We start from the raw sequence: 26106 nt of genomic DNA, 5'->3' as shown, positions 1-26106 counted from the left end.
CGAAGTCTATCAACCCTCGCGCAACACTGTCAGCGGGCTGGCGTTGAGGGCGCGACGGGTGCCGAACACACCGGCAGCGCCGATCAGCAGTGCGCCCACCACCGGCAACACCAGCAACCAGGGGTGCGGATGCCAGGGCAGGTCGAAGGCGTAGCGATACAGCACCAGGCTCACCAGCTCCGAACCCAGTGCCGCCAGCAAGCCGCTGACCGCACCGAGCAAGCCGAACTCGATACGCCGCGCCTTGACCAGCAGCGCTCGTCCGGCACCCAGGGCCCGCAACAACGCGCCTTGGCGAATACGCTCGTCGAGGGTGGCCTGCAGGCCGGAGAACAGGACGGCCATGCCTGCTGCGAGCACGAACAGCAACACGTATTCCACGGCCAGGGTTACCTGGGCCAGGATGCTGCGCAACTGCTCGAGCAAGGCTTCCACCTGCAGGATCGTCACGGCCGGAAAGGCTCGCGAGAGTTCAACGATCTGCTGGTCGTGACCGGCCGCCAGATAGAAGCTGGTGAGATAAGTGGCCGGCAGGTCCTTCAAGGTGCCAGGCTGGAAGATCATGAAGAAGTTGGGCTGGAAGTTGTCCCAGTTGATCTCGCGCAGGCTGGTGACTTTCGCTTCACGGTTGACGCCGCCTACGCTGAACAGCAGTCGGTCGCCCAGCTTGATCTTGAGGTTCTCGGCCACCTTGCCTTCCACCGAAACCCCCGGCATGTCGTCCGGTGGCTGCTGCGGCCACCAGTTTCCGGCGGTGACAACGTTGCCCGCTGGCAAGTCCGCGGCCCACGTCAGGCTCAGGTCGCGTTGCAGTGCGCGGTCCCCAGCCGAATCCTTGGTGACGAACTCCTTGGCCGGTTCGCCATTGATGCTGATGAGTCGCCCCGGCACGACAGGGTAGAGCGGGGCCGATTGCGCCGAAAGCTGGAGCAGCTTGTCGGTGAAGGCCTGCTTGTCGTTGGGCAGAATGTTCAGGGCGAAGTAGTTCGGCGCGTTTTTCGGCAGTTGGTTTTGCCAGGTGTCGAGCAGTTCGCCGCGTAACAGGGCGATCAATGCCATGGACAACAGGATCAGGCCGAACGCCAGTGCCTGGCCGGCCGCCGCCAGCGGATGGCGCAAGAGCTGGCCGAGCCCCAGCCGCCAGGGCAGCGGGGCACGGGCGAGCATCCGGCGCAAGCTCTGAAGCAACAGCAACAACAGCCCCCCGAGGGCCAATGCGGCGATGACGCCGCCACCAAGCAGCGCGAACGTCAGCACCAGGTCCAGGCTCAGGCGCCACATGATCAGGCCCAGGGCACCCAACGCGGCGCCGTAGACCAGCCAGGTGCTGGGGGGGATCGGCAGCATGTCCCGGCGTAATACGCGCAACGGCGGCACGCGCCCCAACGCGGCGAGGGGCGGCAGTGCGAACCCTGCGAGCGCCACCAGCCCGGTGCCGATCCCGGCAACGGCCGGCAAGAGGCCACCCGGCGGGACGGTGGCAGGCAGCAGATCCTGCAACAGGGCGAAGAGTCCCAATTGCGCGACCCAGCCGAGCAGGGCGCCACCGATGCTGGCCAACAGGCCCAGTACCGTCAGTTGCAGACTGAACAGCACCATGGTTTCCCGACGTGAAAGGCCCAGGCAGCGCAGCAGGGCGCTGGCATCAAAGCGCCGAGTGGCGAAGCGGTTGGCGGAGAGGGCGACGGCGACACCGGAGAGCAGCACGGCGACGAGGCTGGCCATGTTCAGGTAGCGTTCGGCCTTGCCCAGGGCGCCACCGATCTGCCGATTGCCGTCGCGGGCGTCCTGCAGGCGCTGGTTGGCTTCCAGGCCAGGCTTGATCAGGTCGCGGTAGGTTTGCAGTGCCGGTGCCGGGCCTCGCCAGAGTTCGCGATAACTGACACGGCTGCCGGGCTGGACCACGCCAGTGGAGTCGAGGTCCTTGAGGTTGATCATGACCCGAGGCGTGAGGCTGTAGAAGTTGCCGGCGCGATCCGGTTCGTAGGTCAGTATGCGGCTCAGACGCAGGGTGGCATTGCCGACGTCGATGCTGTCGCCGATCTTCAGGTCCAGGGCCGTCAGCAGTCGTGCCTCGACCCAGGCTTCGCCCGGGGTCGGGCGGCCGCCGGTTTCTTCCGGAGCGAACGGGGTCGGGGCGCTTTTCAGCTCTCCGCGCAAGGGGTAGGCGTCATCGACCGCCTTCACGCTGGAAAGCTGGATGCCGTTATCCGTGGCCACGACGCTGGAGAACTCCACCACCCGGGCATGTTCCAGGCCCAACTCGGTGCCGCTGCGGATCTGTTCGGGACGGGTAGGCGAACTGCCTTCGAGCAGCAGGTCGGCGCCGAGGAATTCGGTGGCGCGCATCATCATCGCGCCGTTGAGGCGGGCACCGAAGTAACCGATGGCGGTACTCGCCGCCACCGCCACCAACAGGGCGAAGAACAGCACGCGCAGCTCTCCGGCACGGGCGTCCCGCAGTAACTGGCGGACGGCGAGACTGAACAGGCGCAACAGCGGCAAGCGTGCCATCAAGGCTCCAGGGGCGCGACCATCTGGCCGGCTTCAAGTCGGATCAGGCGCCGGCAACGGTGGGCCAGGCGTTCATCATGGGTGACCAGCACCAGGGTCGTGCCGCTTTCCTTGTTCAGTTCGAACAGAAGATCGCTGATGCGCTCACCGGTATGGCTGTCCAGGTTGCCGGTGGGTTCGTCGGCAAACAGCACGTCGGGCTCGGCGGCGAAGGCGCGGGCAATGGCTACCCGTTGTTGTTCGCCGCCGGAGAGTTGTCGGGGCGAGTGGGCCAGGCGCTGGCCCAGGCCGACTCGCTGCAGCAGTTCCGTGGCGCGTTCGCGGGCATCGCTGCGGCCGTCCAGCTCCAGCGGCAGCATGACGTTTTCCAGCGCGTTGAGGCTGTCGAGCAACTGGAACGACTGAAAGACGAAACCGACGTGTTCGGCGCGGATCCGGGCCCGCTGGTCTTCATCGAGTGCGCTGAGAGCCTGTCCGGCCAGGGTTACTTCGCCGCTGCTGGGCAGGTCGAGTCCGGCCAGCAGGCCCAGCAGGGTGGATTTGCCGGAGCCGGACGCGCCGACGATGGCCAGGCTGTCGCCCTTGTTCAGTTCCAGGCTGAGTTCGTGCAGGATGGTCAGTTCACCTTCCGCGCTGGGGACCACTTTGCTAAGGTCCTTCGCGGTGAGAATGCTTGAGCCCATGGAGAATCCGATGCGTGTGTGGTTTTTGAGTGCCGGCCTGGCCTTGATGTGCATGGTCCAGAACGCAGCGGCGGGTACAGTCCTGATCGTTGGCGATAGTATCAGCGCCGCTTTCGGCCTGGATACCCGGCAAGGCTGGGTGTCATTGCTCGAACAACGGCTCAAGGCCGAGGGTTTTGACGACAAAGTGGTCAATGCATCCATCAGTGGCGACACCAGTGCAGGGGGCCAGGCACGCCTGCCGGCGCTGCTTGCAGCCCATAAGCCGGACTTGGTGATTCTGGAGTTGGGGGGTAACGATGGCCTTCGCGGGCAGCCGCCAACACAATTGCAACAAAACCTTGCAGCAATGATCGATAGCGCCCGCGCGAGCGGTGCCAAGGTGCTATTGCTGGGTATGCAACTGCCGCCCAATTACGGACGGCGCTACACCGATGCCTTCGCCAAGGTCTACAGCACCCTGGCCGAAGAGAAAAAAGTGCCGCTGGTGCCGTTTTTTCTCCAGGATGTCGGAGGGGTTCCCGGGATGATGCAGGCTGATGGATTGCACCCGTCCGTCGCCGCCCAGGGCAAGTTGCTGGAAAATGTCTGGCCGACGCTCAAACCACTGCTTTGACGCTTTTCTAGCGGCGGTCTTTCGGCTAATGTGGCGCCCCCGATCTGGAGCCCCCGATGCCGCGTCCCGCCTGGTCCCTTTTTGCCTATCAATTGATCGAGCCAGACGAACAGCTGGACCTGTTCGCCTGCCAGGAAGTGCGGGTACATCTGGTGACCCGGCAGTTGGAGCTTGGTGGCTCGGCCGACCGGACCCTCTGTGGCAGTCTACTGCCGGCCCAGCCGCGCTGGTCGGCGGTGGATCGCAAGATATTTCAGGATCACCGCCTTTGTTCATTATGCCGGGCGATCCTGGAGTCCCAGAAGCGCGGCACCTCGCCGATCTGGCCCGAGTTGCGGTTCGAGTTGTAAGCACCGACCGTGAACATGGCTCCGACTGTGGAAGCGAGCCGCCACCACAATTGATGCCCACCTCCCCGAAATAACGGGGGGCAGTGTACAATCGCTTCCTCTATACCTCTGTTCGATCTGCGAAGGATTCCCCGGATGTTGCCGCGCTTGCCTGCCGTCGCCCGCTGCCTGTCTCTTGCCGCCCTGTGTGTGGCGGGCCCCGTTGCCGCACTGGAACTGCCTCTGCCACCGCCGGGCGAAGACATTGTCGGCCAGGTGCAGGTGATCAAGGCCCAATACGAAGACACTTTCGCTGACCTGGGCACCAAGTATGACCTGGGCTACAGCGAAATGGTCGCCGCCAACCCGGGTGTCGACCCCTGGCTGCCGGGCGCTGGCACCGAGATCGTCCTGCCGACCCGTTTCATCCTGCCGCCGGGCCCGCGCGAAGGCATCGTGATCAATCTCGCCGAATACCGCCTCTATTACTTCCCCAAGGGTCGGAGCGTGGTCTACACCTTCCCGCTGGGGATTGGTCGTGAAGGCTGGGGGTCGCCGATTGCCCATACGAGCATCATTGCCAAGACGCCGAACCCGACGTGGACTCCGCCGGCTTCGATCAGGGCTGAACATGCCGCCGATGGCGAAATCCTGCCAAGCGTGGTGCCGGCCGGTCCCGATAACCCATTGGGTCCGTTCAAGTTCACCCTGGGCACCCCCGGTTACCTCATCCATGGCTCGAACAAGAAGTTCGGTATCGGCATGCGTACCAGCCACGGCTGCTTCCGGATGTTCAACAACAACGTCCTGGAAATGGCCGGCATGGTTCCGGTGGGCACATCGGTGCGGATCATCAACGACCCTTACAAGCTGGGGCTCAGTGGTGGCAAGGTATATCTCGAAGCCCACACCCCGCTGGACGACAAGGGCAATCCGTCGGTGGTGGACAAGCACACCGCAGTGATCAACGCGATGCTCAAGCGTGAGGACATCACCAGCAACCTGCGCATGGATTGGGATGTTGTGCGTGACGTGGTCGCCGCCGAAGATGGCTTGCCTGTAGAAATCGCCGTGCCGAGCGCTTCTGCACCGATGGTTTCGAGCGCCCCGGTCGACTTGCAGCAGTAAGAGTTTTTTCAGACCCGCCGGTGTCTTGCGACGTCGGCGGGTTTTTTATCGCCTGCAAAACACCCGGCCATAAAAAAGCCGACCCAAAAATGGGTCGGCTCGATAACAATCCCGAAGGATTATTACTTGCGGCTAGCTTTTTCCAGCATGCGCAGAGCACGCTCGTTAGCTTCGTCAGCAGTCTGTTGTGCTTTTTGAGCAGCAGCCAGAGCTTCGTCAGCTTTACGGTATGCTTCGTCTGCACGAGCTTGGGCGCGAGCTGCTGCGTCTTCGGTAGCAGTCAGACGTGCTTCGGTTTCTTTCGATGCGCTGCTGCAACCGGTAGCCAGAACTGCGGCCAGGGCCAGAGCAGAGAATTTCAGAACGTTGTTCATCGTGTTCCCCTTCAAGGACTTTCTATTAAATGACTGTCTCCTCAGGGCGAGGAGTTAGCCGGCGTACATACTACCCATTACTTGTAGTAAGTAAACTGACGTAGCGCAAGAAGCAAAAAAATTGTAGGCGGTGATTCTTTTTCGAGCAACTTTTCTTGCGGTTGTTTAAAAAATATACAGCTGCAAGCCTCTGAATGGAACGTGCCGATGGAGAAAAGTTCCGCTCCGGAGAAGAACTCTGTCACGCCCGCTAAAGTCGCTGCTTATTGATTCGTCTGGATTTTTGTTCATTTTTTGCGCAGCACCGCGAGCATCTTTATTGGAGTTGGTGACTTTAACTACGCTCGCTCGTCTCAAGACTCAACAACTGGCGTTGTTCAGCTAATGCACCTTCGCTGACTTCAGCATGACGGCAGCGTTCAAATCGCTAAAACCGACGGGCTTACCCTTCAATGACAGGCGTGCCTTGAGCATTTGCGTCATTGGTGCCTACTATTCACGACGTGCTCGGGTTTGAGCGGTTAGGTTTCAGGCTTCGTACGAAAAGTCGCCGAGCGCCGTGCAGGCACTTTCCTACAAAGCCTAGCGCTCGGTGGCCGGACAGGCACGGGGTGGCGTAGATGTTCCTTCGCCGGAAAAACATCGGTAAGGTAGGGTCAGCATTCAGACCCGCGAGGAGTAATGATGAGCGAGGCGTTGTCCATCCACCATGACCAGGCTGGTCATCAGTTCGAGACCACTGTGGACGGTCATCGTGCCTATCTGACTTACATGGATCTGGGCAAGCAGACCCTGGACATCTATCGCACGTTCGTGCCCAACGCCCTTCGTGGCCGGGGCATCGCGGCGGCGTTGACCGAGAAGGCGCTGCAGTACGCCGAAGAGATGGGCTATACGGTGATCCCGTCCTGTTCCTACGTGGAACGCTACATGGAGCGTCACCAGCGACATGCGGCGAAGCTATGACGCAACGGATTCCCCAAAAAAACGCCGGGTCGAAAGCCCGGCGTTTTTTTATGCATTGAAAATGCCGATCAGGTGCGCTGACGCTTGGGCAGCACATCCTTGAGCTTGGCGTGCATGCTGCGCAGGGTGTTCTCAGTCGTACTCCAGTCGATGCAGGCGTCGGTGATGGAGACGCCGTACTGCAAGTCGGCGAGGTCCTTCGGAATCGCCTGGCAGCCCCAGTTCAGGTGGCTTTCGACCATCAGGCCGATGATCGACTGGTTGCCTTCCAGGATCTGGTTGGCCACGTTTTCCATCACCAGAGGTTGCAGTGCCGGGTCCTTGTTGGAGTTGGCGTGGCTGCAGTCGACCATGATGTTCGGCTTGATCTTCGCTTTGTTCAGGGCCTGTTCACACAGCGCGACACTGACCGAGTCATAGTTTGGCTTGCCGTTGCCACCACGCAGCACCACGTGGCCATAGGCGTTGCCCTTGGTGGTGACGATGGAGACACCGCCTTCCTGGTTGATGCCCAGGAAACGGTGAGGGTTGGACACCGACTGCAAGGCGTTGATGGCTACGGTCAGGCCGCCGTCGGTACCGTTCTTGAAGCCCACGGCCGAGGACAGGCCCGAGGCCATTTCGCGATGGGTCTGGGATTCGGTGGTACGCGCACCGATGGCCGACCAACTGATCAGGTCCTGCAGGTATTGAGGAGAGATCGGGTCCAGGGCCTCGGTGGCAGTGGGCAGGCCCATTTCCGCCAGGTCCAGCAGCAATTGACGACCGATGTGCAGGCCGTCCTGGATCTTGAACGAGTCGTCCAGGTACGGATCGTTGATCAGGCCTTTCCAGCCGACAGTGGTCCGGGGTTTCTCGAAATACACCCGCATGACCAGATACAGGGTGTCGGAGACTTCCGCCGCCAGCACTTTCAGGCGCTCGGCGTACTCGTGGGCGGCCTTGATGTCATGGATCGAGCAAGGCCCGATGACCACGAACAGGCGATGGTCGGTGCCGTCGAGAATGTTGCGGATGACTTCCCGGCCCTTGGTCACGGTGCGCAGGGCTGCGTCGCTCAGGGGGATATCGCGCTTGAGCTGGTCAGGCGTGATGAGGGTCTCGTTGGAGGCGACGTTAAGGTCATTGATCGGTAAATCAGCCATCGTGTTACTCGTCAGGTCACGGGTGCCGGCCGCCAGCGATCCCCGCGCGGCGGTGCACAGCGGATTTAAGCGCGTCGGGGAGCCGAACCTTATCGCGTTACGAGGTTGCTCGACAATGGGCAGGCGCTGGTTTAATTGTGGTTGGCTCCCTACAGCAAAACTCCTTGCCACCAAGGGGCTGTGTAATGATGGAAGCAGGGTCACCTAGGAGAGGCAAGATGCAGACAGGCGTTAAACCGCGGATCGGAATAATTGGCACCGGGGCGATCGGCGGATTCTACGGCGTAATGCTGGCGCGGGCCGGTTTCGATGTGCACTTTTTATTGCGCAGCGAATTCGGCGCGGTCGTCGAAAAGGGCCTGCGGGTGGAAAGTGCAGTTCACGGGCCGTTGCAGCTCGATCCGGTCCAGGCGTATCGGTCTGCTACCGACATGCCGCCCTGTGACTGGCTGCTGGTCGGTGCCAAGACCACCAGTAATGCCGACCTGGCCCCGGCCATCGTCCAGGCGGCGGCTGACGGCGCGAAAGTCCTGTTACTGCAGAACGGCCTCGATGTCGAAGACGATCTTAGGCCGCTGCTGCCCGAGTCGCTGCATCTGCTGGGCGGCTTGTGCCTGGTCTGTGTGCACCGAGTCGGCCCTGGCGTCATCGCCCATCAGGCACTGGGTTCTGTCAATATCGGTTATCACAGCGGTTCGTGCGGCGATCAGGCGGGTCGCATGACAATGGTGGAAGAGGCGGTGGGGCTGTTTCGTACTGCCGGTATCGACTCCCAGGCCATGCCTGACCTGAGGCAGGCCCGCTGGCAGAAGCTGGTGTGGAACGTGCCCTACAACGGCCTTTCGGTCCTGCTGGGGGCCAGTACCACGCCATTGATGGCTGACAGCGGCAGCCGCGGTTTGATTCAGGCGCTGATGGGCGAAGTGGTGCGTGGAGCCCAGGCCTGTGGCCATTACGTCGAGCCAGGCTATGCCGATTACTTGTTCGCGATGACTGAAAAGATGCCCGACTATTGGCCAAGCATGTACCACGATTATTCACACGGGCGTGCGTTGGAACTGGAGGCCATCTACGGCCGGCCGTTGGCATCGGCAAGGGCGGCGGGCTGCGAATTGCCGAAAATCGAAGCCTTGTATCAGGCGCTGGCGTTCATGGATCGACGCAACCGCTGACCGGGCGAGAGGGGGAAGGCATGGCAAATAATATCGACGACCGGCTGGTGCTGGCGATCTCGTCTCGGGCGCTGTTCGACCTGAGGGAAAGCCACAAGGTCTATCTGTCGAGCGGCGTCGAGGCCTATCGGCAATACCAGATCGAGCATGAAGACGAAGTCCTGGCACCCGGCGACGCGTTCGCCCTGGTGCAAAAGCTGCTCAGCCTCAACGAGCATCTGGGGCGTGCCCGGGTCGAGGTGATTCTGGTGTCACGCAACAGTGCCGACACGGGCCTCAGGGTATTCAACTCGATCCATCATTATGGTCTGGCGATCTCCCGTGCGGCATTCGTCGGCGGTCGCAGTCCTTACCCTTACCTCAAGGCGTTCGGCTGTGACTTGTTTCTTTCCACCCATGCCGAGGATGTGCGCAGCGCCCTGGATGCCGGATTTGCTGCCGCGACCATCCTGTCGGGAGGTGCCAGCCGTGCTGCCAGCGACGAGTTGCGCATTGCTTTCGATGGCGATGCGGTGCTGTTTTCCGACGAGTCGGAGCGCGTCTATCAGAGCGGCGGCCTGGAGGCTTTCCAGGCCAGTGAGCGACAAGCCGCTCGCGAGCCGTTGCGAGGTGGGCCGTTCAAGGGCTTCCTGGCAGCACTCAACGCGCTGCAGCGCGAGTTCCCCGAGGATGCCTGTCCGATCCGCACCGCACTGGTCACCGCACGTTCGGCACCTGCTCACGAGCGGGTCATCCGCACTCTGCGCGAATGGGATATCCGCCTGGACGAGTCGCTGTTCCTCGGTGGCCTGACCAAATCGGCGTTTCTCGAAGCCTTCGCTGCCGACGTGTTTTTCGATGATCAGACCGGCCACTGCGAACTGGCTCGCGAAGTGGTCGCCACGGGCCATGTACCCCACGGCATCAGTAACGAAGTGAAGCCCTGACGAGCCGCTGTCCGGGACGTCAAGCCGCACGTCGTACTCCTCAAGGCACTGCTAAGCTGAATCCAACTCCGCCATTCTGGCACGCGAGGAGGTCACATGATTCGTTCGATGCTGTACGCCACAGACTTGGGGCTCTATGCCCCTTATGTGATGCAGCATGCCTTGGCGTTGGCACGGACGTTTGAAGCCGAGTTGTATGTGGTGCATGCGGTAGAGCCGATGGGGCTGTTCGCCGAATCGGTGTTGCAAAGCTATCTCGATGAGCAGGCGCTGAACGAATTCCATCGCCAGGGTCTGAATACGGTGATGGCCAATATCGAACAACGGGTACTCGACAGCTTTCGCGAGGAACTGGGGGAAGGGCAGCAGGACTTGAAGCTGATCAGATCGGTCAGGGTGTATCAGGGTGATCCTTCCCAGGTCATTCTCGAACAGGCTGCGAAACTCTCCGTCGATCTGCTGATCGTAGGCAGTCACTGCCAGGGAGCAAGTGGTGAGACGCCCCTGGGCAGGACCGCCGCACGGGTATTGCAGTTATCCCGGGTACCGGTCTACCTGGTGCCGCTGGTGCAGCGTCGGCGTCAGGGAGAGGCGTGAGGCTAAATGATGGCTTTTTTATAAAAAAGTTCTAGATTTATTGCGCAAACCATCCATATAGTTATATACCGTCGCTGTCGCTGATGCCCGTGGCGTCCAACTGCTTTGAGGGATACATATGAAGCTTCAACAACTGCGCTACATCTGGGAAGTGGCGCACCACGACCTCAACGTTTCCGCTACTGCGCAAAGCCTCTACACGTCGCAACCTGGCATCAGCAAGCAGATCCGCCTGTTGGAAGACGAACTGGGCGTAGAGGTATTTGCCCGCAGTGGCAAGCACCTGACCCGCGTCACCCCGGCGGGTGAGCGCATCATTACCACGGCCGGCGAAATCCTGCGCAAGGTCGAAAGCATCAAGCAGATTGCCCAGGAGTTCTCCAACGAGAAGAAAGGCACCCTGTCGATCGCTACCACTCACACCCAGGCACGTTACGCGCTGCCTCCGGTGATCAGCAATTTTATCAAGCAATACCCGGACGTGGCCCTGCACATGCATCAGGGCTCGCCGATGCAGATCGCCGAAATGGCCGCCGACGGCACCGTGGATTTTGCCATCGCTACCGAGGCCCTGGAGTTGTTCGGTGATTTGGTGATGATGCCCTGCTATCGCTGGAACCGTTGCGTGGCCGTGCCTCAGGGCCATCCATTGACGAAGCTGCCGAAGCTGACCCTCGAAGCGCTGGCCGAATACCCCATCGTCACGTACGTGTTCGGTTTTACCGGCCGGTCGAAACTCGATGAAGCCTTCAGCCATCGAGGGTTGACCCCGAAAGTGGTGTTCACCGCTGCCGACGCCGACGTGATCAAGACTTACGTGCGCCTGGGCCTGGGCGTGGGCATCGTGGCGAAGATGGCGGTCGATACCAAGCTCGACAGCGACCTGGTGGTGTTGGACGCCAGCGAATTGTTCGAGTCGAGCGTGACCAAGATCGGCTTCCGCCGCGGCACCTTCCTGCGCGGGTTCATGTGCGATTTCATCGAGAAGTTCGCGCCGCACCTGACCCGCGAAGTCATGGCCAAGGCCATCCAGTGCCACAACAAGCAGGAGCTTGAAGAGTTGTTCGAAGGTGTCGAACTGCCGGTGCACTAACCCTTATTCTAGAACGCCTCGGTGACAGCGAACTGTTGCCGGGTGCCTCCCACGACGATCTCCACCTCATCCCCTTCGAATTTGCCCAGCAGGCCCCGGCCCAGCGGTGAACGAGGGGTGATGACCGTGATGGGTTGCCCCACCAGCGAGACTTTCAACCCCGCGGCATCCGGTCCCAGGAACAACCATTGTTCGCGACCTTCCTCGTCCTCCAGCCCGATCAGCGTGCCCAGCTGGATGCCACGCTGCTCGTCGTACGGTCTGAGCGTCAGGTTCTGGCAAAGGGCGAGGGCTTGACGAATCTCCTCCACACGTCGGGCTTGTCCGGCAGCGAGGTAGGACGCTTCGAGGCCCAGGGTATCGTATTTATTCTCGGCAATATTCTCTTCGTGGGTCGCGGCTTCGTAGGCGGTCTGTGCGGCGCGCTCGGCGATCTCCAGGTCGGTCTTGAGCCGGTCGAGAATCAACTGGTGGACGGTCTGTTTGTTCATGGTCATTCACAGAATTGCAGGACGTTGGCGCGGCTTTTCTCGCTGGGAGCGTTCTGATCCTGTTGCAGCCAGAACTGGCACTTGGGGTTGGACAGATTGCGGGGATTGTTGCGGGCCTGATCAAGGGCCTGGCGCTGCTCGTTCCGTTGCAGGTTCTGTTGGTACTGCTCGAACATCGGGGTAGGCGGTTCAGCCGGTGGCTGCATGGCGGGCGGTTGCGCCAGTTGATGCACGGCGGCAGCCACCGGAGCCAGTTGTTCACTGAACAGGAATTTCGACAGCAGCCAGCCGGTCAGAATGATGGCGAGGAAACCCAGCCATAATCCCAAGGCAATGCTGAGGGTCAGTTGCAAGGCACCAAGGCGTGGGGCGGATGGATGGTCGGGCATGGCTGCTTCCTGGCAGGGGCACGTAAAGCCGTGATTGTCGCATGAAGATTAATCGTCGTCGGCTCTTCTGCATCATCGGTTTATTCGGGACAATCGGCGCTTTGCCACGGGGAGTCGGGAATGGCTGTGCGTTGGGACATTTTTTGCACCGTCGTCGATAACTTTGGTGATATTGGCGTCACCTGGCGCCTGGCCCGGCAACTGGTGGCCGAGCATCGATGCGCCGTTCGGCTGTGGGTCGATGATCTGCGTGCTTTCGAGCGACTGTGTCCGGAAGTCGATGTCACGCTTGCGCAGCAGTGGCAACAAGGCGTGGATGTACGCCATTGGCCTCGGGAGTGGCTTCCCGCTGAAGCCGCCGATGTGGTGATCGCCGCGTTTGCCTGTCAATTGCCAAGCGCTTATATGGATGCGATGGCTGAACGTGAGGTGACGCCGCTGTGGATGAACCTCGACTACCTGAGCGCTGAAGATTGGGTTGTCGGGTGCCACGGATTACCGTCGGTCAAATACAAACACGTCCAGAAATACTTCTTTTTCCCTGGCTTTCGAGAAGGTACGGGGGGCTTGCTGCGTGAAGCGGGGTTACTGGAGCGACGGCAGCAGTTCCAGCAGAATGCCGAGGCGCAGGGCCGGTTCCTGCAAGGGCTGGGCGTGGAACGGGTTCCAGACGCACGTCTGATTTCGCTGTTTGCTTACGAAAACACTGGCCTGGCGAGCTGGTTCGACGCGATGGCGGCCGATGTCCAGGCCGCTCATGTGTTGGTTCCCGAAGGGCGGGTGCTGGGGGACGTCGGGCGTTGGCTCGGGGTCGAAGGCCTGGCGGCAGGGGCGGTGCACCGACGCGGTGCCCTGACGGTGCAGGTGCTGCCGTTCGTCCGACAGGACCAGTACGACTCGTTGCTTTGGTGTTGCGATTTCAACGCCGTGCGGGGCGAAGATTCTTTCGTGCGCGCCCAATGGGCCGGTCGACCGCTGCTCTGGCACATCTATCAGCAGGAAGAAGACGTCCATCTGGAAAAGCTCGAAGCCTTTCTCGGGCTCTACACCCAGGGACTTTCTGAGTCGGCGCAAAAGGCGATGAGCGGCCTGTGGCGGGCATGGAATGCCGGCCAGGACATGGCCGGTCACTGGAAAAACACCTGCGAACAGCAGCAGGAACTGGCCGAACATGCCCAGGCGTGGTGTCTGGAACAGGCTTCGCGGTCCGATCTTGCCACGGCGCTGGTGAAGTTTTATGGAAATTGGATATGATACGCGGCCTAGATTTTTGTCAATCCCATCCAAATTCGGATATTCGCAATGAAAACTGGTAAAGAACTCAAACCCGGTACCGTGATTCGTATCGACAACGATCCTTGGCTGGTTCAGAAAGCTGAATTCACCAAGTCGGGTCGTAACAGCGCGATCATGAAGACCAAGCTGAAGAACCTGCTGACCGGTTACAAGACCGAAACCGTCTACGGTGCGGACGACAAGCTGGACGACGTGATCCTCGACCGCAAGGAAGCGACCCTGTCCTTCATCAGCGGCGATTCCTACACGTTCATGGACACCACTGACTACACCATGTACGAGCTGAACGCCGAAGACATCGAAAGCGTTCTGCCATTCGTTGAAGAAGGCATGACCGACGTCTGTGAAGCCGTATTCTTCGAAGGCCGCCTGGTATCCGTAGAACTGCCGACCACCATCGTGCGTCAGGTTGACTACACCGAAGGTTCCGCTCGCGGCGACACTTCCGGCAAGGTCATGAAGCCTGCCAAATTGAAGAACGGTACCGAACTGTCGGTCGCTGACTTCATCGAAATCGGCGACATGATCGAGATCGATACCCGCGACGGCGGTTCCTACAAAGGCCGCGCTAAATAAGCGAAGTCTTTTGCATGAAAAAGCCCGACCATTGAGTCGGGCTTTTTCATTTCTGATTGTGTAGAGCTACACGTTACTTCAAGTGCTGCTTGAGCTCTTCGGACACCTGCAACATCGCCGAGCGCACCGCGGGCACCTGGCTCACCACGTTGAGCAGGCCATAGTCGTGGATCATGCCGTTGTAGCGTACGGCGGTCACAGGCACGCCAGCGGCGTCCAGTTTGCGGGCATAGGCTTCGCCTTCGTCACGCAATACATCGGCTTCGGCGGTCTGCACCAATGCTGGCGGCAGGCCCTTGAGTTGCGCAGTGGTCGCCCGCAACGGTGAGGCGTAGATCTCGTTACGCTGCCCGGCGTCGGTGGTGTAGTTGTCCCAGAACCACTTCATCATGTTCTTGGTGAGGAAGTGCCCCTCGGCGAACTGGTTGTAGGACGCCGTCTCGAAGCTGGCATCGGTCACCGGCCACAGCAGGGCCTGGAACCGAATCGCCGGTGTGCCTTTGTCCTTGGCCATCAGGGCCACGACGGCCGCCATGTTGCCGCCGACGCTATTACCCGCTACAGCCAGGCGTTTGCCATCGACATTGATCTGCTTGCCATGCTCGGCCACCCATTTTGTCGCGGCGTAGGCCTGGTTGATTGCCACCGGGTAATGCGCTTCAGGTGAAGGCGTGTAGTTGACGAACACCGCAACCGCCCCCGATCCCGCCACCAAGTCCCGGACCAGCCTTTCATGGGTCGGGAAGTCCCCCAGTACCCAGCCGCCGCCGTGGAAAAACATGAACGCGGGCAGCTCACCCTTGACGCCGGCCGGACGAACGATGGTCAGGTTGATTGCCTGTCCATCGACCTGAATGGTTTTCTCGCTGACCTCAGCCTTGGGCAAGGTCAGCTTTACACCTGCCTGGGCGCCGCTCAGTACCGCACGGGCGTCCTTGGGCGACAGTTGCTCCAGGGGTTTACCGGTGCCGGCGTTCAGGGCATCGAGGAACGCCTGGGTGTTGTGTTCGACGATGCCGTTGGCAAAGGCGCTGCTGACGCTGAGTGCGAGAAGGGTGCCGGTCAGGGCTTTGCTGAATGTGTTCATGTGGGTCTCCTTGGATTCGGTGCCGGGTCGGTGGTTAAACGGTTACGTGCAGGCGTACATCGACGTTGCCACGGGTGGCGTTGGAGTACGGGCAGACCTGATGAGCCGCTTCCACCAGGCTTTGCGCATCGGCCTGGTCCAGGCCGGGCAGGCTGATGTGCAGGTCAATGTCGAGACCGAAGCCACCGGGGATCTGGCCGATGCCGACATGGGCGGTGATCGAGGCATCGTCCGGGATCTTGCGTTTACTCTGGCCGGCGACGAATTTCAACGCGCCGATGAAGCAGGCCGAGTAGCCCGCGGCAAACAGCTGTTCCGGGTTGGTCGCCGCACCGCCTGCGCCACCGAGTTCCTTGGGCGTGGCGAGTTTGACGTCGAGGATGTTGTCGCTGGAGATTGCACGACCGTCACGGCCGCCGGTGGAGGTTGCGATTGCGGTATAGAGCGTTTTCATGATGTTTGCCTCGTTCTCAGTGGTCGTTTGCGCTAAATGTTTGTGCGCTAAGTAGGTGTGAGACGAATATAGTTCGTTAATATTTAGCGCGCAAGATAAATTTTTGAGAAGCGCGCGAATCAACAAGCTGAAAAGCTCTGCAACCATTGAATTAGAGCGGTTTGTGATGGGGAAAAATTTTTTGTGGGAGCATGGCAGGTCAATGCCGTGGGCTAGTTGAGAACTGTGTGGGAGCGGGCTTGCTCGTGAACGCGGAGGGTCGGTTTGTGATGAGATTGGTGTACCGCCTTCGTGAACAAGCCCGCTCCCACTGGATCAGCTCGATATCTGTAGGAGGGCGAGCCTGTCCGCGATGCGGTGAATATGCCTTCAGAGGCTGTCCTGCAGATTTGCGCGCAATGCCTGCAGGTCCATTTGCAGTTTCTTCAGCTGCTCCAGCGTCTGGCCACTGGAGGCGAGGATGCACTGGGGAATGTCGAGGGCTTTTTCCCGCAGGGCGCGGCCTCGTTCGGTCAGTTCGATATTCACCACACGCTCGTCTTCCCGGCTGCGGGTGCGGCTCAGCAGGCCCTCGGCCTCCAGACGTTTGAGCAGTGGGGTCAAGGAGCCGGGATCGGTCAGCAGGCGGTTGCTGATCTCGCCTACGGTCAAACCGTCTTTTTCCCACAAAACCATCATGGCGAGGTATTGCGGATACGTCAGGCCCAGGGCCTGCAACAGGGGCTTGTAGACCTTGGTCATCAACAGCGAGGTGGAATGCAAGGCAAAGCACACCTGATTGTCGAGCAGCAGGGCTTCGCAGGCTTCAGGGGTGTCGCGCTGGGTGCTCATGGGTAAAACCTTCATCAATGAATACAGTGAACGTCACAAATCTAGCGGGTGAATCTTTAATGCGCCAGATAATTCCGATGTATCGAGCGGACATCACGTTCCCCCCAAGGCATTGACTGCGTAGGATATGTGCCTTGATGAAGGGGAGTCGTCTGTGATCGAGAGTCTGTTGTATCTGGTATTGGGTGCTGCATTGGGCACCTTGGGGGGATTGTTCGGTATCGGTGGTGGACTGATCGCGATTCCAGTGCTGGGCGTCTGGTTCGGTCTTGACCAGCAGATTGCTCAAGGCACGGCGCTTGTCATGGTGGTCCCCAACGTGATGCTCGCGTTGTGGCGTTATCACCAGCGTAACCGTATCGAGCTGCGTCACGTGCTGCCGCTGGCCACGATGGGTTTCTGCTTTGCCTGGCTGGGCTCGATCTGGGCCGTCGGCATCGATTCGGAGAGCATGCGGATCGGCTTCGTGGTGTTCCTGATCGTCCTGGCAGCCTACAACCTGATCCGCATGTTCACCGCGACTGCGCCGGCATCGGCGCAGATGCGATATGGCTGGCCATGGCTGGGTGTGCTGGGTGCGGTATCCGGGACCATGGGCGGTCTGTTCGGTGTAGGCGGGGCGGTCGTCGCGACGCCGATCCTGACCAGCCTGTTCGGCACCACTCAAGTGGTTGCCCAGGGTTTGTCGCTGTCCCTGGCCCTGCCCAGCACCGGCGTGACCCTCGCCACCTATGCCTTTCACCATCAGGTGGACTGGTGGATCGGATTGCCACTGGCCGCGGGTGGCCTGTTGAGCATCAGTTGGGGGGTGAAAGTCGCCCACGCCATGCCGGAACGGCTGCTGCGGGCACTGTTCTGTGGCTTCCTGGTGGTCTGCGCGGTGCTGCTCGCCCTTAAAGTTTGAAGCCTTCGACGATGTGCTCGGCCAGGCATTCGGTGATCGGCGATGGATTATGCAGGTTGCGGATCAGCATGATGCTGGCCTCGGGCAGTTCCGGCAGGTTTTCCGCCTCGCCCAGCACGCGCATGTCCGGCGTCAGCAGGCTTTCCAATTGCGCGGTGATCGCCAGGCCCGCGCCCACCACGGCCATGAGCGCCGACAGGCTGGAGCTGTTGTAGGCCACGCGATACTCGCGGCCCATGGCATCCAGCGCATTGCAGGCCCATTGCCGGCAGAAACAGTCACTGTTGAACATCGCCAGCGGCAGCGGTGTTTTTTCGTGGGCGCTGAAACAGGCCGCTTCGGCCCAGACGAAGCGTTCCTTGCGCAGCAACTGGCCTATCTCGTCTCCCGGTTTACGGGTGACGATGGACAGGTCCAGGTCCTGGCGCAGTAACAGCTGCTTGGACGACTCGCAGTGCACCTCGATTTCGATCAGCGGATAGAACTGGGCAAAACGTTGCAGGATGCCCGGCAGGAACCGCATGACGTAGTCGTCCGGGGTGCCGATGCGCACCGTGCCGACCATGTGCGGTTCGCGCAAGGTATTGAACACTTCACTGTGCAGCTTGAGGATTCGCCGGGCGTAGCCCAACAGCACCTGGCCTTCGGCGGTGAGCTTGACTTGCCGCCCGTCACGCTCGAACAGTCGGCGCTGCAATACATCTTCTTCCAGGCGCTTCATCTGCATGCTGACGGCCGACTGGGTGCGGTTCACCAGTTCACCGGCGCGCGTGAAACCGCCCTGGTCGGCGATGGCGACGAAGGTTCGCAGCACTTCCGTATCGATGCTGGGGTAACTCGACAATGGATCAATCTCCGAGATGTATTGCATCAGAAACATTCGTTGGATTGATCTTAGCTGTGGCGCGAGACTTGAACCACCCCCAACGGAGGACATCACGATGAAAGGTCAGAAAGGATACATATCGATCGATAAACACTCATCCCACCGGTTTTCCCTCGGCGAGCTGTTCCACAAGTTTAGCCGCTGGTATGAATTGCACCACGAGCGTGAATTGCTCGCCGGTTTAAGCGACGAGGCGCTCAAGGACATCGGCGTCAGCCGTGCGGATGTTGAACAGGAAGTGGTTCGGCCGTTCTGGGATGACCCCATGCACAAATGAGCCATCCTTCCCTACACAAATCGACTCTTGGTGAGGTAGGTTGCGAGCAGACAAGGAGATCTCCATGCCCGCGACTGCATCCTTTACCCTCAAACAGGCCCGGCGTCTGGCGTTGGCCGCCCAGGGATTCGATGGGCGGCTGCCGCCGGCTTCGGTGCAACCCTCTCGCCTCAACCGTCTGATCGAACGCCTCGGCGTGCTGCAGATCGATTCGGTCAATGCGCTGGTGCGCTCGCATTACCTCCCGCTGTTCTCCCGCCTCGGTCACTACAATCCCGATTTGCTCGATCAAGCGGCCTGGAGCCAGGGGCGACGTCGTACCTTGTTCGAATACTGGGGCCACGAAGCTTCCCTTTTGCCCTTGTCGATGTATCCGCTGATGCGCTGGCGCATGGCCCGTGCGTCCCGGGGTGAAGGCATTTACCAACAACTGGCGCGTTTTGGCCAGGAACGCCAGGACGTCATCCGCCGTGTCCTGGCTTCGGTGCGGGAGCAGGGTGCCCTGGGTGCGGGCAGCTTGTCCACTCGCCAGGAAAAGGCCGGGCCCTGGTGGGACTGGAGCGCCGAGAAGCACGCGTTGGAATGGCTGTTCGCCGCGGGAGAGGTCACGGTGGCGGGGCGGCGTGGTTTCGAACGGCTGTACGACTTGCCGGAACGGGTACTCCCGGCCTCGGTCCTGCAACAACCTCTGCCGGACGAGGCCCAGGCCCAGCGTGCGTTATTGCTGCATGCCGCCGATGCCTTGGGCGTCGGCACCGAGAAGGACTTGCGCGATTACTTCCGCCTCGATCCCGCCGACAGCCGGGTGCGGCTGGCCGAGCTGGAGGAGGCCGGCGAGTTGATGCGCTGTCAGGTGCAGGATTGGAAGCAGCCCGCGTGGTGCCGGCCCGCCCCGAAAATCCCCCGCAAGGTGGCGGCCAGTGCCTTGTTATCGCCGTTCGATTCGCTGGTCTGGGAGCGCGGCCGTACCGAGCGGTTGTTCGACTTTCGTTATCGATTGGAAATCTACACCCCGGCCCACAAGCGGGTGTATGGCTATTACGTGTTGCCGTTCCTGCATAACGAACGCATCGCGGCGCGTGTTGATCTGCGGGCCGAGAGAGCCCAGGGCCGGCTGGCGGTGCATGCCGTGCACGAGGAAGAACCGGGGTTGGACGAGGAGGGGATGCAGGTGTTAGCGGCGAACTTGCATCGTCTGGCTGACTGGCTGGGGTTGGAGCGGGTACAGCTTAATTGTCGGCGGGTGGGTGGGGTTCGGTTGGCGGGGGCATTGGCCGAGATCTCGGGTGACTGATCTGGCGCTATCGCGAGCAGGCTCGCTCCCACAGTGGAATGCTGACGAACACAGGATCTGTGCGCGACGCGGTCAATGTGGGAGCGAGCCTGCTCGCGATGAGGGAATCACAGGCGCTGCATAATCACCTGACTCACCGCCGAACCTGCTTCAACGTCTCGGCAATCAAGAACGCCAGCTCCAGCGACTGGTCGGCGTTCATCCGTGGGTCGCAATGGGTGTGGTAGCGGTCTGACAGCCCATCCTCGGTGATGGGCCGCGCGCCGCCGATGCATTCGGTGACGTTCTGGCCGGTCATTTCGATGTGGATGCCGCCGGCATAGGTGCCTTCGGCTTCGTGGACCTGGAAGAACTGTTTCACTTCGCCAAGGATCTGCGCGAAATCCCGGGTCTTGTAGCCGCTGCTGGCCTTGATGGTATTGCCGTGCATCGGGTCCGAACTCCACAGCACCTGCTTGCCTTCACGCTGCACGGCGCGCAGCAGGGATGGCAGGTGGTCGCCGACCTTGTTCGCACCCATCCGCGCGATCAGGTTCAGGCGGCCCGGATCGTTGTCCGGGTTGAGCACATCGATCAGGCGGATCAGGTCGTCAGGGTCCATGGTCGGCCCGACCTTGACCCCGATCGGGTTGTTCACGCCGCGCAGGAATTCGACATGGGCACCGTCCAGCTGACGGGTGCGATCACCGATCCAGAGCATGTGGGCCGAGCAGTCGTAATAATCGTTGGTCAGGCTGTCACGGCGCACGAAGGCTTCTTCGTAATTGAGCAGCAGGGCTTCGTGGGCGGTGAAGAAGCTGGTTTCGCGCAGTTGCGGCGAGCTGTCCATGCCGCAGGCGCGCATGAACGCCAGGGTTTCGTCGATGCGGTCGGCCAGGTGGCTGTATTTTTCTGCCAGGGCCGAGTTGGCGATGAAGTCCAGGTTCCATTTGTGCACCTGATGCAGGTCGGCGAACCCGCCCTGGGCGAACGCCCGCAGCAGGTTCAACGTGGCCGTCGACTGGTGGTAGGACTGCAGCAGGCGCTCCGGGTCCGGCACTCGGCTCTGTTCGTCGAAGCCGATGCCGTTGACGATATCGCCCCGGTAGGCCGGAAGGGTCACGCCGTCGATGGTTTCTTCGTTGGCCGAGCGCGGCTTGGCGAACTGTCCGGCCATGCGCCCGACCTTGACCACCGGACAGCCGGCGGCGAAGGTCATCACGATCGCCATCTGCAACAGCACCTTGAACGTATCGCGGATCTTGGCCGCCGAGAATTCGGCAAAGCTTTCGGCGCAGTCGCCGCCCTGCAGCAAAAAGGCACGGCCCTGGGTCACTTCGGCGAACTGACGGCGCAACTCCCGCGCCTCTCCGGCAAACACCAGCGGCGGATAGCTGGCCAGGGTCTGCTCGACACGCAGCAGATGCGCCGCGTCGGGGTAGCGGGGTTGTTGCTGGATCGGCAGGGCGCGCCAGCTGTCAGGGCTCCAGGGTTGGCTCATCATGATCTCTAGGTGGTTTACGCTCGGGCGGTCATGTTATCAGCAAATTAGTGCGTGACCTGCTCCCGTCGCATGGCCGACAATCGCGCTTTTGCCCAGGCTGCCCATTGGCTTGGCCCGTTGTGAGGCGCTTCGGTTGCCATCAGGAGATGAAATGACAGAGGAGCGCGTCGAGCATCTGCTCGCCGAGGTGCACGATGAGTTCGGCATGATCCGGGTGTTCGAAGTGGCCGACTACCGGTTCCTCGAGTTCGGCGACGCCATTGAGCAAAGCTGTGTGTTCACTGCCGATCCCAGCTGGCTCGAATACGATTACACCCGTGCCATGCTGATCGGTGCGTTATGTCATGAGCAGCCGGAAAGCGCGCTTTTCCTGGGGTTGGGGGCCGGTACGCTGACCCAGGCCTGTCTCAAGTTCCTGCCGCTGGAAGACGTCGAGGCCATCGAGTTGCGCCCCGATGTACCGCGCCTTGCGATCGAATACTTGGGGCTGGACGACGATCCGCGCTTGTATATCCGGGTCGGCGACGCCCTGGAGCTGCTGGAAACCGCCGAGCCTGCAGACCTGATCTTCGTCGATCTCTATACCGATGTCGGCCCCGGCGTCGGGCATCTGGCCTGGGGGTTCCTGGAGGATTGTCAGAAACGCCTGAACCCGGGCGGCTGGCTGGTGATCAACCAATGGGCCACCGATGACGGCAAGCCCTTGGGCGCGGCTCTATTGCGCGGCCTGTACCACCGGCATTACTGGGAATTGCCGGTGAAGGAAGGCAATGTGATCCTGATCGTGCCGGCGGACCTGGAGCAGGCCGTGGACCTGGAAGGGCTGGTTGCCCGGGCCGAGGCGCTGGCGCCGCGATTGGGCTATTCGTTGCTGCCGTTGATCAAGGCGATCCGGCCTGCGACCTGATACAAGCGTGGCACCCACATTCCTCAGGATGAAACGGTTTAGCGGCTGTAAAAAAAGCTCCCTTTTCGGGCGAATTCCGGTATAGTGCGCGCCGGCCTTTAGCCGGGCCGCGTCAAGACAGCGCAGTTACGAAGCCAGCTTCGGTTGCATGTCCGTATAACGGACGCGTTCTCGACGTTCTTTTTCATTCATTCGTTTTCGCAAATCCCCGCCGACAAAGCTGCCAGGGCGACTCTTGAGTCTCAACACGGCATGCGCAGCTTTGGAGCATGGGTCTTTGCGGATGCACTTAGAGGCAGACCCATGACCCAGGAAATCGGCGGCTTCGCCGCTCTTGAACTTCATCCCAATATTGTCGCTGCAGTAGTCGCTACCGGCTATGAAGAGCCTTCGGCCATTCAGCAGCAGTCGATCCCGATCATTCTCGCCGGTCACGATATGATTGGCCAGGCGCAAACCGGTACGGGTAAAACCGCCGCGTTCGCCCTGCCGATCCTGCACCGCATTGATCCGTCCAAGCGCGAGCCGCAAGCTCTGATCCTGGCCCCAACCCGCGAGTTGGCGCTGCAAGTTGCAACCGCTTTCGAAACCTACGCCAAGCAGATGCCGGGCGTGACTGTCGTGGCTGTCTACGGCGGCGCGCCGATGGGCCCACAACTGAAAGCAATCCGTAATGGCGCACAGATCGTTGTCGCCACGCCGGGCCGTCTGTGCGACCACCTGCGTCGCGACGAAAAAGTCCTGGCTACCGTGAACCACCTGGTTCTCGACGAAGCCGACGAAATGCTCAAGCTGGGCTTCATGGATGACCTGGAAGTGATCTTCAAGGCCATGCCGGAAACCCGCCAGACTGTACTGTTTTCGGCCACCCTGCCGCAGTCGATCCGTGCGATCGCCGAGCGTCATCTGAAAGACCCGAAACACGTCAAGATCCAGAGCAAGACCCAGACCGTCACCGCGATCGAGCAGGCTCACCTGCTGGTTCACGCCGACCAGAAGACCTCTGCCGTCCTGAGCCTGCTGGAAGTCGAGGATTTCGACGCCCTGATCATGTTCGTGCGCACCAAGCAAGCGACCCTGGACCTGGCCAGCGCCCTGGAAGCCAAAGGCTACAAAGCCGCTGCGCTGAACGGTGACATTGCCCAGAACCAGCGTGAGCGCGTGATCGACTCCCTCAAGGATGGCCGTCTGGACATCGTTGTGGCGACCGACGTTGCGGCCCGTGGCCTGGACGTTCCGCGCATCACCCACGTCTTCAACGTGGACATGCCGTACGATCCGGAATCCTACGTTCACCGTATCGGCCGTACCGGTCGTGCCGGTCGCGAAGGTCGTGCGTTGCTGCTGGTCACTCCTCGTGAGCGCCGCATGCTGCAAGTGATCGAGCGTGTGACCGGTCAGAAGGTTGCGGAAGTCCGCCTGCCGGATGCCCAGGCCGTTCTGGATGCTCGCATCAAGAAACTGACCAACAGCCTGTCGCCGCTGGTAGCGGATGCCGAGTCGACTCACGGTGATCTGCTCGATCGCCTGACTGCCGACATCGGTTGCAGCCCGCGTGCCCTGGCCGCCGCCCTGTTGCGCAAGGCGACCAATGGACAGGCGCTGGACCTGGCTGCGATCGAGAAGGAGCGTCCGCTGGTACCGAACAGCACGCCTCGTGGCGACCGTCCTGAGCGCGGTGACCGTCCGGATCGTGGTGATCGTGAGCGCCGTGCGCCGATCCCGCTGGCCGAAGGTCGTGCCCGCTGCCGTACCGCACTGGGTGCCCGTGACGGCATCGCCGCCAAGAACCTGCTGGGTGCCATCCTCAACGAAGGTGGTCTGGCGCGGGAAGCCATCGGTCGCATCCAGGTACGTGACAGCTTCAGTCTGGTGGAGCTGCCGGAAGAAGGCCTGGAGAAGTTGCTGACCAAGCTCAAGGACACTCGCGTGGCTGGCAAGCAACTCAAGCTGCGTCGTTATCGCGAAGATTGATCGGCTTGCCTGCTGACTGATCGAGCATAAAAAATCCCCGACTGGTTCGGGGATTTTTTTTGCCTGTTGTCCGGTGCTTTTCCTGTAGTTGGAGTCGCCTCGATCGCGAGCCTGCTCGCGATCGAGGCGACTCGGGGTATGGTCAATCGAACCTATAAATGTCCATCCCCAACGCCCCCATCGTGAACCCTTGGTGAGCCACGCTGAATCTTCCCCCGGCGCTTCGGGCAAAATACAGCGGCAACAGGTGCTCGTCGCTGGGGTGACTGCGCACGGCATTGGGTGCCTGGCGGCGATAGTCATGCAGCGCGACCTCATCATCGGCCGCCAGTTTTTCCACGATCCAATCCCGAAACGCCTTCGCCCACGGTTCGATGCTTTCAGGGCCAGCATTCCAATCGAGGTCGCGCAGGTTGTGGGTGATGCTGCCGGAGCCAATCAACAGGATGTCGTCCTGGCGCAAGTTCGCCAGCGCTCTGCCGACCTGGGTCTGCAAGGTCGGTCCCTGATGGCTGGGCAGGGAAACCTGCACCACCGGGATATCGGCCTCGGGATACATCAAGGCCAGCGGTACCCAGACGCCGTGATCAGAGGGACGTTGAGTGTCAAGGTGCGCGGGCAGTTGCGCAGCGTTGAGCAGGTCCGCCACCTTCGCCGCCAGCTCGGGGTTTCCCGGTGCGGGATACTGCACCTGATACAGCGCGGGCGGAAAACCGCCGAAATCGTGCCAGGTACGCGGCTGTGGGTTGGCGCTGACCTGCAGCTCGTTGCTCTCCCAGTGGGCGGACACAATGACGATGGCTTTGGGCCTGGGCAGTTGAGCGGCAAGGCGAGCCAGCGCAGGGCCGCTGTCGCCGGGCTCCAGAGCGAGCATTGGCGAGCCATGTGAGATAAACAGGCTGGGCAGCATGAAACGGCTCCTGAACGTTAAGATGTCGTCATCTTCCATCAGGCTTATGATCGGAATCTAATATAAGTTTTAGCCCGTTTTCATCGATATTTTTGGAGCACATCATGGACCCTGCGTTTTGGCATCAGCGATGGTCGGCCAATCAGATCGGCTTTCACTTGCCGGAAGTGAATCCCTATCTGCATCGTTTCTGGTCGCGGCTGGCGTTGGAGCAGGGCAGTCGGGTGCTCGTACCATTGTGCGGCAAGACCTTGGACCTGCTGTGGCTCGCCCATGAGGGCCATTCGGTGTTGGGCGTGGAGTTATCGGAAAAAGCCATCACCGATTTCTTCCAGGAGCATCGATTGGAGCCGAGTGTGAGCGAAGAGGGGGTGTTCAAGGTCTTCCGTGCTGGTGACATCGAGCTCCGTTGCGGTGATTTCTTCGCCTTGACGGCAGAGGATGTGGCCGACTGCACGGCGTTATACGATCGGGCGGCGTTGATTGCCTTGCCTGCGCCGATGCGCGAACAGTATGCCGCTCACCTTCAGAGTCTCTTGCCGGACTGTGTCGGCCTGCTGATCACCCTGGATTACGACCAGGCGCAGATGCCCGGACCACCCTTTGCCGTGGGGAATGATGAGGTGCAGCGGCTGCTGGGGAGCAACTGGCGACTGGAGGTCTTGCAGGAGCAGGATGTGCTGGGGGAAAGCTGGAGGTTCTTGCAGGCTGGGGTGACGAGGTTGGATGAGCGAGTTTATCGGGTTTCAAATCGCTGATGTGGGGAGCGGGAGAGGCGACACAAAAAGAAGCCCGCATCGCTGC

General features: G+C 60.9%; 28 protein-coding genes. 16 read left to right on the top strand and 12 right to left on the bottom strand.

Going from position 1 to position 26106, the window contains the following annotated elements; translation table 11 throughout:
- Window positions 1-9: 9 nt before the first annotated feature.
- Both LCU97_RS01895 and LCU97_RS01890 read right to left on the bottom strand, forming a co-directional pair.
- Window positions 10-2514, bottom strand: coding sequence for an ABC transporter permease (locus tag LCU97_RS01895; protein WP_232775425.1), 2505 nt, complete (start codon window positions 2512-2514; stop codon window positions 10-12).
- Window positions 2514-3197, bottom strand: coding sequence for an ABC transporter ATP-binding protein (locus LCU97_RS01890; protein WP_053155152.1), 684 nt, complete (start codon window positions 3195-3197; stop codon window positions 2514-2516). Before LCU97_RS01890 ends, LCU97_RS01895 begins: the two co-directional genes overlap by 1 nt.
- Before the next feature lie 10 nt (window positions 3198-3207).
- Here LCU97_RS01890 and LCU97_RS01885 point away from each other — a divergent pair, with 10 nt between their 5' ends.
- The 3 genes from LCU97_RS01885 (at window position 3208) to LCU97_RS01875 (ending at window position 5270) form a co-directional block, all read left to right on the top strand.
- Window positions 3208-3813, top strand: coding sequence for an arylesterase (locus LCU97_RS01885; protein WP_053155154.1), 606 nt, complete (start codon window positions 3208-3210; stop codon window positions 3811-3813).
- Between the two features lie 56 nt (window positions 3814-3869).
- Window positions 3870-4163 (top strand): hypothetical protein, encoded by a 294-nt coding sequence (locus LCU97_RS01880; protein ID WP_047226351.1) that lies wholly within the window; start codon window positions 3870-3872, stop codon window positions 4161-4163.
- Between the two features lie 135 nt (window positions 4164-4298).
- Window positions 4299-5270, top strand: coding sequence for a L,D-transpeptidase family protein (locus tag LCU97_RS01875; protein WP_053155156.1), 972 nt, complete (start codon window positions 4299-4301; stop codon window positions 5268-5270).
- A gap of 122 nt (window positions 5271-5392) precedes the next feature.
- Here the strand turns inward: LCU97_RS01875 and oprI are convergent, their stop codons facing one another.
- Window positions 5393-5644 (bottom strand): outer membrane lipoprotei OprI, encoded by a 252-nt coding sequence (oprI, locus tag LCU97_RS01870; protein WP_011335311.1) that lies wholly within the window; start codon window positions 5642-5644, stop codon window positions 5393-5395.
- 684 nt (window positions 5645-6328) lie between these two features.
- Between oprI and LCU97_RS01865 the strand changes: the two genes are divergently transcribed.
- Window positions 6329-6610 (top strand): GNAT family N-acetyltransferase, encoded by a 282-nt coding sequence (locus LCU97_RS01865; protein WP_042728324.1) that lies wholly within the window; start codon window positions 6329-6331, stop codon window positions 6608-6610.
- Window positions 6611-6678: 68 nt separating this feature from the next.
- Here the strand turns inward: LCU97_RS01865 and LCU97_RS01860 are convergent, their stop codons facing one another.
- Window positions 6679-7755, bottom strand: coding sequence for a 3-deoxy-7-phosphoheptulonate synthase (locus tag LCU97_RS01860; RefSeq protein ID WP_053155158.1), 1077 nt, complete (start codon window positions 7753-7755; stop codon window positions 6679-6681).
- Window positions 7756-7973: 218 nt separating this feature from the next.
- Here LCU97_RS01860 and LCU97_RS01855 point away from each other — a divergent pair, with 218 nt between their 5' ends.
- The 4 genes from LCU97_RS01855 to cysB all read left to right on the top strand — a co-directional run bounded on the left by LCU97_RS01855 (window position 7974) and on the right by cysB (window position 11543).
- The gene (locus LCU97_RS01855) at window positions 7974-8927 is read left to right on the top strand and encodes a putative 2-dehydropantoate 2-reductase (RefSeq protein ID WP_232775424.1); all 954 of its coding nucleotides are present in this window, start codon (window positions 7974-7976) and stop codon (window positions 8925-8927) included.
- A gap of 20 nt (window positions 8928-8947) precedes the next feature.
- A complete protein-coding gene (locus LCU97_RS01850) occupies window positions 8948-9853 on the top strand; it encodes a 5'-nucleotidase (RefSeq protein ID WP_053155161.1) in 906 nt (301 codons plus the stop codon).
- Between the two features lie 96 nt (window positions 9854-9949).
- Window positions 9950-10450, top strand: a complete 501-nt coding sequence (locus LCU97_RS01845; RefSeq protein ID WP_053155163.1) for a universal stress protein — start codon at window positions 9950-9952, stop codon at window positions 10448-10450.
- 118 nt (window positions 10451-10568) lie between these two features.
- Entirely contained in the window at window positions 10569-11543 is a 975-nt protein-coding gene (cysB, locus tag LCU97_RS01840) for an HTH-type transcriptional regulator CysB (protein ID WP_053155165.1), read from the top strand.
- Between the two features lie 8 nt (window positions 11544-11551).
- On the opposite strand, the gene LCU97_RS01835 is transcribed toward cysB, so the two are convergent.
- Both LCU97_RS01835 and LCU97_RS01830 read right to left on the bottom strand, forming a co-directional pair.
- Window positions 11552-12034 carry a GreA/GreB family elongation factor gene (locus tag LCU97_RS01835; RefSeq protein ID WP_232775423.1) on the bottom strand — a complete coding sequence of 161 codons (483 nt, stop codon included), beginning with the start codon at window positions 12032-12034 and terminating at the stop codon, window positions 11552-11554.
- Between the two features lie 2 nt (window positions 12035-12036).
- Window positions 12037-12423 carry a cytochrome b/b6 domain-containing protein gene (locus LCU97_RS01830; RefSeq protein WP_053155170.1) on the bottom strand — a complete coding sequence of 129 codons (387 nt, stop codon included), beginning with the start codon at window positions 12421-12423 and terminating at the stop codon, window positions 12037-12039.
- Window positions 12424-12543: 120 nt separating this feature from the next.
- Here LCU97_RS01830 and earP point away from each other — a divergent pair, with 120 nt between their 5' ends.
- Both earP and LCU97_RS01820 read left to right on the top strand, forming a co-directional pair.
- Window positions 12544-13677 carry an elongation factor P maturation arginine rhamnosyltransferase EarP gene (earP, locus tag LCU97_RS01825; protein WP_232775422.1) on the top strand — a complete coding sequence of 378 codons (1134 nt, stop codon included), beginning with the start codon at window positions 12544-12546 and terminating at the stop codon, window positions 13675-13677.
- 48 nt (window positions 13678-13725) lie between these two features.
- Window positions 13726-14295, top strand: a complete 570-nt coding sequence (locus tag LCU97_RS01820) for an elongation factor P (RefSeq protein WP_053155174.1) — start codon at window positions 13726-13728, stop codon at window positions 14293-14295.
- A 73-nt stretch (window positions 14296-14368) separates the two neighbouring features.
- On the opposite strand, the gene LCU97_RS01815 is transcribed toward LCU97_RS01820, so the two are convergent.
- The 3 genes from LCU97_RS01815 to LCU97_RS01805 form a co-directional block, all read right to left on the bottom strand.
- Window positions 14369-15382, bottom strand: a complete 1014-nt coding sequence (locus LCU97_RS01815; RefSeq protein WP_053155176.1) for an alpha/beta hydrolase — start codon at window positions 15380-15382, stop codon at window positions 14369-14371.
- 34 nt (window positions 15383-15416) lie between these two features.
- Entirely contained in the window at window positions 15417-15836 is a 420-nt protein-coding gene (locus tag LCU97_RS01810; RefSeq protein WP_053155178.1) for an organic hydroperoxide resistance protein, read from the bottom strand.
- Window positions 15837-16205: 369 nt separating this feature from the next.
- Entirely contained in the window at window positions 16206-16667 is a 462-nt protein-coding gene (locus LCU97_RS01805) for a MarR family winged helix-turn-helix transcriptional regulator (RefSeq protein WP_053155180.1), read from the bottom strand.
- A gap of 154 nt (window positions 16668-16821) precedes the next feature.
- Between LCU97_RS01805 and LCU97_RS01800 the strand changes: the two genes are divergently transcribed.
- Entirely contained in the window at window positions 16822-17571 is a 750-nt protein-coding gene (locus LCU97_RS01800; protein ID WP_053155182.1) for a sulfite exporter TauE/SafE family protein, read from the top strand.
- On the opposite strand, the gene LCU97_RS01795 is transcribed toward LCU97_RS01800, so the two are convergent.
- Window positions 17561-18415 carry a LysR substrate-binding domain-containing protein gene (locus LCU97_RS01795; protein ID WP_024776693.1) on the bottom strand — a complete coding sequence of 285 codons (855 nt, stop codon included), beginning with the start codon at window positions 18413-18415 and terminating at the stop codon, window positions 17561-17563. The two genes, LCU97_RS01800 and LCU97_RS01795, sit on opposite strands and share 11 nt — an antisense overlap.
- Before the next feature lie 97 nt (window positions 18416-18512).
- On the opposite strand from LCU97_RS01795, the gene LCU97_RS01790 reads away from it, so the two are divergent.
- Entirely contained in the window at window positions 18513-18734 is a 222-nt protein-coding gene (locus LCU97_RS01790) for a DUF1127 domain-containing protein (RefSeq protein WP_053155186.1), read from the top strand.
- 64 nt (window positions 18735-18798) lie between these two features.
- Window positions 18799-20028 (top strand): winged helix-turn-helix domain-containing protein, encoded by a 1230-nt coding sequence (locus LCU97_RS01785; RefSeq protein WP_232775421.1) that lies wholly within the window; start codon window positions 18799-18801, stop codon window positions 20026-20028.
- Between the two features lie 133 nt (window positions 20029-20161).
- On the opposite strand, the gene LCU97_RS01780 is transcribed toward LCU97_RS01785, so the two are convergent.
- Window positions 20162-21508 (bottom strand): class II 3-deoxy-7-phosphoheptulonate synthase, encoded by a 1347-nt coding sequence (locus LCU97_RS01780; RefSeq protein WP_053155189.1) that lies wholly within the window; start codon window positions 21506-21508, stop codon window positions 20162-20164.
- A 154-nt stretch (window positions 21509-21662) separates the two neighbouring features.
- On the opposite strand from LCU97_RS01780, the gene LCU97_RS01775 reads away from it, so the two are divergent.
- Together LCU97_RS01775 and LCU97_RS01770 are read left to right on the top strand one after the other, a co-directional pair.
- Window positions 21663-22418, top strand: coding sequence for a spermidine synthase (locus tag LCU97_RS01775; protein WP_053155191.1), 756 nt, complete (start codon window positions 21663-21665; stop codon window positions 22416-22418).
- A 303-nt stretch (window positions 22419-22721) separates the two neighbouring features.
- On the top strand, window positions 22722-24392 hold the full coding sequence (locus LCU97_RS01770) for a DEAD/DEAH box helicase (RefSeq protein WP_053155193.1): 1671 nt from the start codon (window positions 22722-22724) through the stop codon (window positions 24390-24392).
- Window positions 24393-24534: 142 nt separating this feature from the next.
- On the opposite strand, the gene LCU97_RS01765 is transcribed toward LCU97_RS01770, so the two are convergent.
- Window positions 24535-25302 (bottom strand): DODA-type extradiol aromatic ring-opening family dioxygenase, encoded by a 768-nt coding sequence (locus LCU97_RS01765; protein WP_053155195.1) that lies wholly within the window; start codon window positions 25300-25302, stop codon window positions 24535-24537.
- A gap of 104 nt (window positions 25303-25406) precedes the next feature.
- Here LCU97_RS01765 and LCU97_RS01760 point away from each other — a divergent pair, with 104 nt between their 5' ends.
- Complete coding sequence (locus LCU97_RS01760) at window positions 25407-26060, top strand: thiopurine S-methyltransferase (RefSeq protein WP_232775420.1); 654 nt, start codon at window positions 25407-25409, stop codon at window positions 26058-26060.
- The last annotated feature ends 46 nt before the right edge of the window (window positions 26061-26106 follow it).

Origin of the sequence: Pseudomonas uvaldensis (genome assembly GCF_021271205.1) — a bacterium.
GTDB lineage: Bacteria > Pseudomonadota > Gammaproteobacteria > Pseudomonadales > Pseudomonadaceae > Aquipseudomonas > Aquipseudomonas uvaldensis.
The sequence above is the reverse complement of the archived record's forward strand: the minus strand, read 5'-3'. Positions and strand labels throughout refer to the sequence as shown.

Coding starts and splice junctions, on each gene's coding strand:
- LCU97_RS01810 (WP_053155178.1), bottom strand. CDS start 15,836: ATGAAAACGCTCTATACCGCAATCGCAACCTCCACCGGCGGCCGTGAC.
- oprI (WP_011335311.1), bottom strand. CDS start 5,644: ATGAACAACGTTCTGAAATTCTCTGCTCTGGCCCTGGCCGCAGTTCTG.
- LCU97_RS01865 (WP_042728324.1), top strand. CDS start 6,329: ATGAGCGAGGCGTTGTCCATCCACCATGACCAGGCTGGTCATCAGTTC.
- LCU97_RS01790 (WP_053155186.1), top strand. CDS start 18,513: ATGAAAGGTCAGAAAGGATACATATCGATCGATAAACACTCATCCCAC.
- LCU97_RS01775 (WP_053155191.1), top strand. CDS start 21,663: ATGACAGAGGAGCGCGTCGAGCATCTGCTCGCCGAGGTGCACGATGAG.
- LCU97_RS01885 (WP_053155154.1), top strand. CDS start 3,208: ATGCGTGTGTGGTTTTTGAGTGCCGGCCTGGCCTTGATGTGCATGGTC.
- LCU97_RS01855 (WP_232775424.1), top strand. CDS start 7,974: ATGCAGACAGGCGTTAAACCGCGGATCGGAATAATTGGCACCGGGGCG.
- LCU97_RS01845 (WP_053155163.1), top strand. CDS start 9,950: ATGATTCGTTCGATGCTGTACGCCACAGACTTGGGGCTCTATGCCCCT.
- LCU97_RS01770 (WP_053155193.1), top strand. CDS start 22,722: ATGACCCAGGAAATCGGCGGCTTCGCCGCTCTTGAACTTCATCCCAAT.
- LCU97_RS01780 (WP_053155189.1), bottom strand. CDS start 21,508: ATGAGCCAACCCTGGAGCCCTGACAGCTGGCGCGCCCTGCCGATCCAG.
- LCU97_RS01875 (WP_053155156.1), top strand. CDS start 4,299: ATGTTGCCGCGCTTGCCTGCCGTCGCCCGCTGCCTGTCTCTTGCCGCC.
- LCU97_RS01850 (WP_053155161.1), top strand. CDS start 8,948: ATGGCAAATAATATCGACGACCGGCTGGTGCTGGCGATCTCGTCTCGG.
- cysB (WP_053155165.1), top strand. CDS start 10,569: ATGAAGCTTCAACAACTGCGCTACATCTGGGAAGTGGCGCACCACGAC.
- LCU97_RS01880 (WP_047226351.1), top strand. CDS start 3,870: ATGCCGCGTCCCGCCTGGTCCCTTTTTGCCTATCAATTGATCGAGCCA.
- LCU97_RS01835 (WP_232775423.1), bottom strand. CDS start 12,034: ATGAACAAACAGACCGTCCACCAGTTGATTCTCGACCGGCTCAAGACC.
- LCU97_RS01815 (WP_053155176.1), bottom strand. CDS start 15,382: ATGAACACATTCAGCAAAGCCCTGACCGGCACCCTTCTCGCACTCAGC.
- LCU97_RS01805 (WP_053155180.1), bottom strand. CDS start 16,667: ATGAGCACCCAGCGCGACACCCCTGAAGCCTGCGAAGCCCTGCTGCTC.
- LCU97_RS01890 (WP_053155152.1), bottom strand. CDS start 3,197: ATGGGCTCAAGCATTCTCACCGCGAAGGACCTTAGCAAAGTGGTCCCC.
- LCU97_RS01785 (WP_232775421.1), top strand. CDS start 18,799: ATGCCCGCGACTGCATCCTTTACCCTCAAACAGGCCCGGCGTCTGGCG.
- LCU97_RS01765 (WP_053155195.1), bottom strand. CDS start 25,302: ATGCTGCCCAGCCTGTTTATCTCACATGGCTCGCCAATGCTCGCTCTG.
- LCU97_RS01895 (WP_232775425.1), bottom strand. CDS start 2,514: ATGGCACGCTTGCCGCTGTTGCGCCTGTTCAGTCTCGCCGTCCGCCAG.
- LCU97_RS01760 (WP_232775420.1), top strand. CDS start 25,407: ATGGACCCTGCGTTTTGGCATCAGCGATGGTCGGCCAATCAGATCGGC.
- LCU97_RS01820 (WP_053155174.1), top strand. CDS start 13,726: ATGAAAACTGGTAAAGAACTCAAACCCGGTACCGTGATTCGTATCGAC.
- LCU97_RS01860 (WP_053155158.1), bottom strand. CDS start 7,755: ATGGCTGATTTACCGATCAATGACCTTAACGTCGCCTCCAACGAGACC.
- earP (WP_232775422.1), top strand. CDS start 12,544: ATGGCTGTGCGTTGGGACATTTTTTGCACCGTCGTCGATAACTTTGGT.
- LCU97_RS01830 (WP_053155170.1), bottom strand. CDS start 12,423: ATGCCCGACCATCCATCCGCCCCACGCCTTGGTGCCTTGCAACTGACC.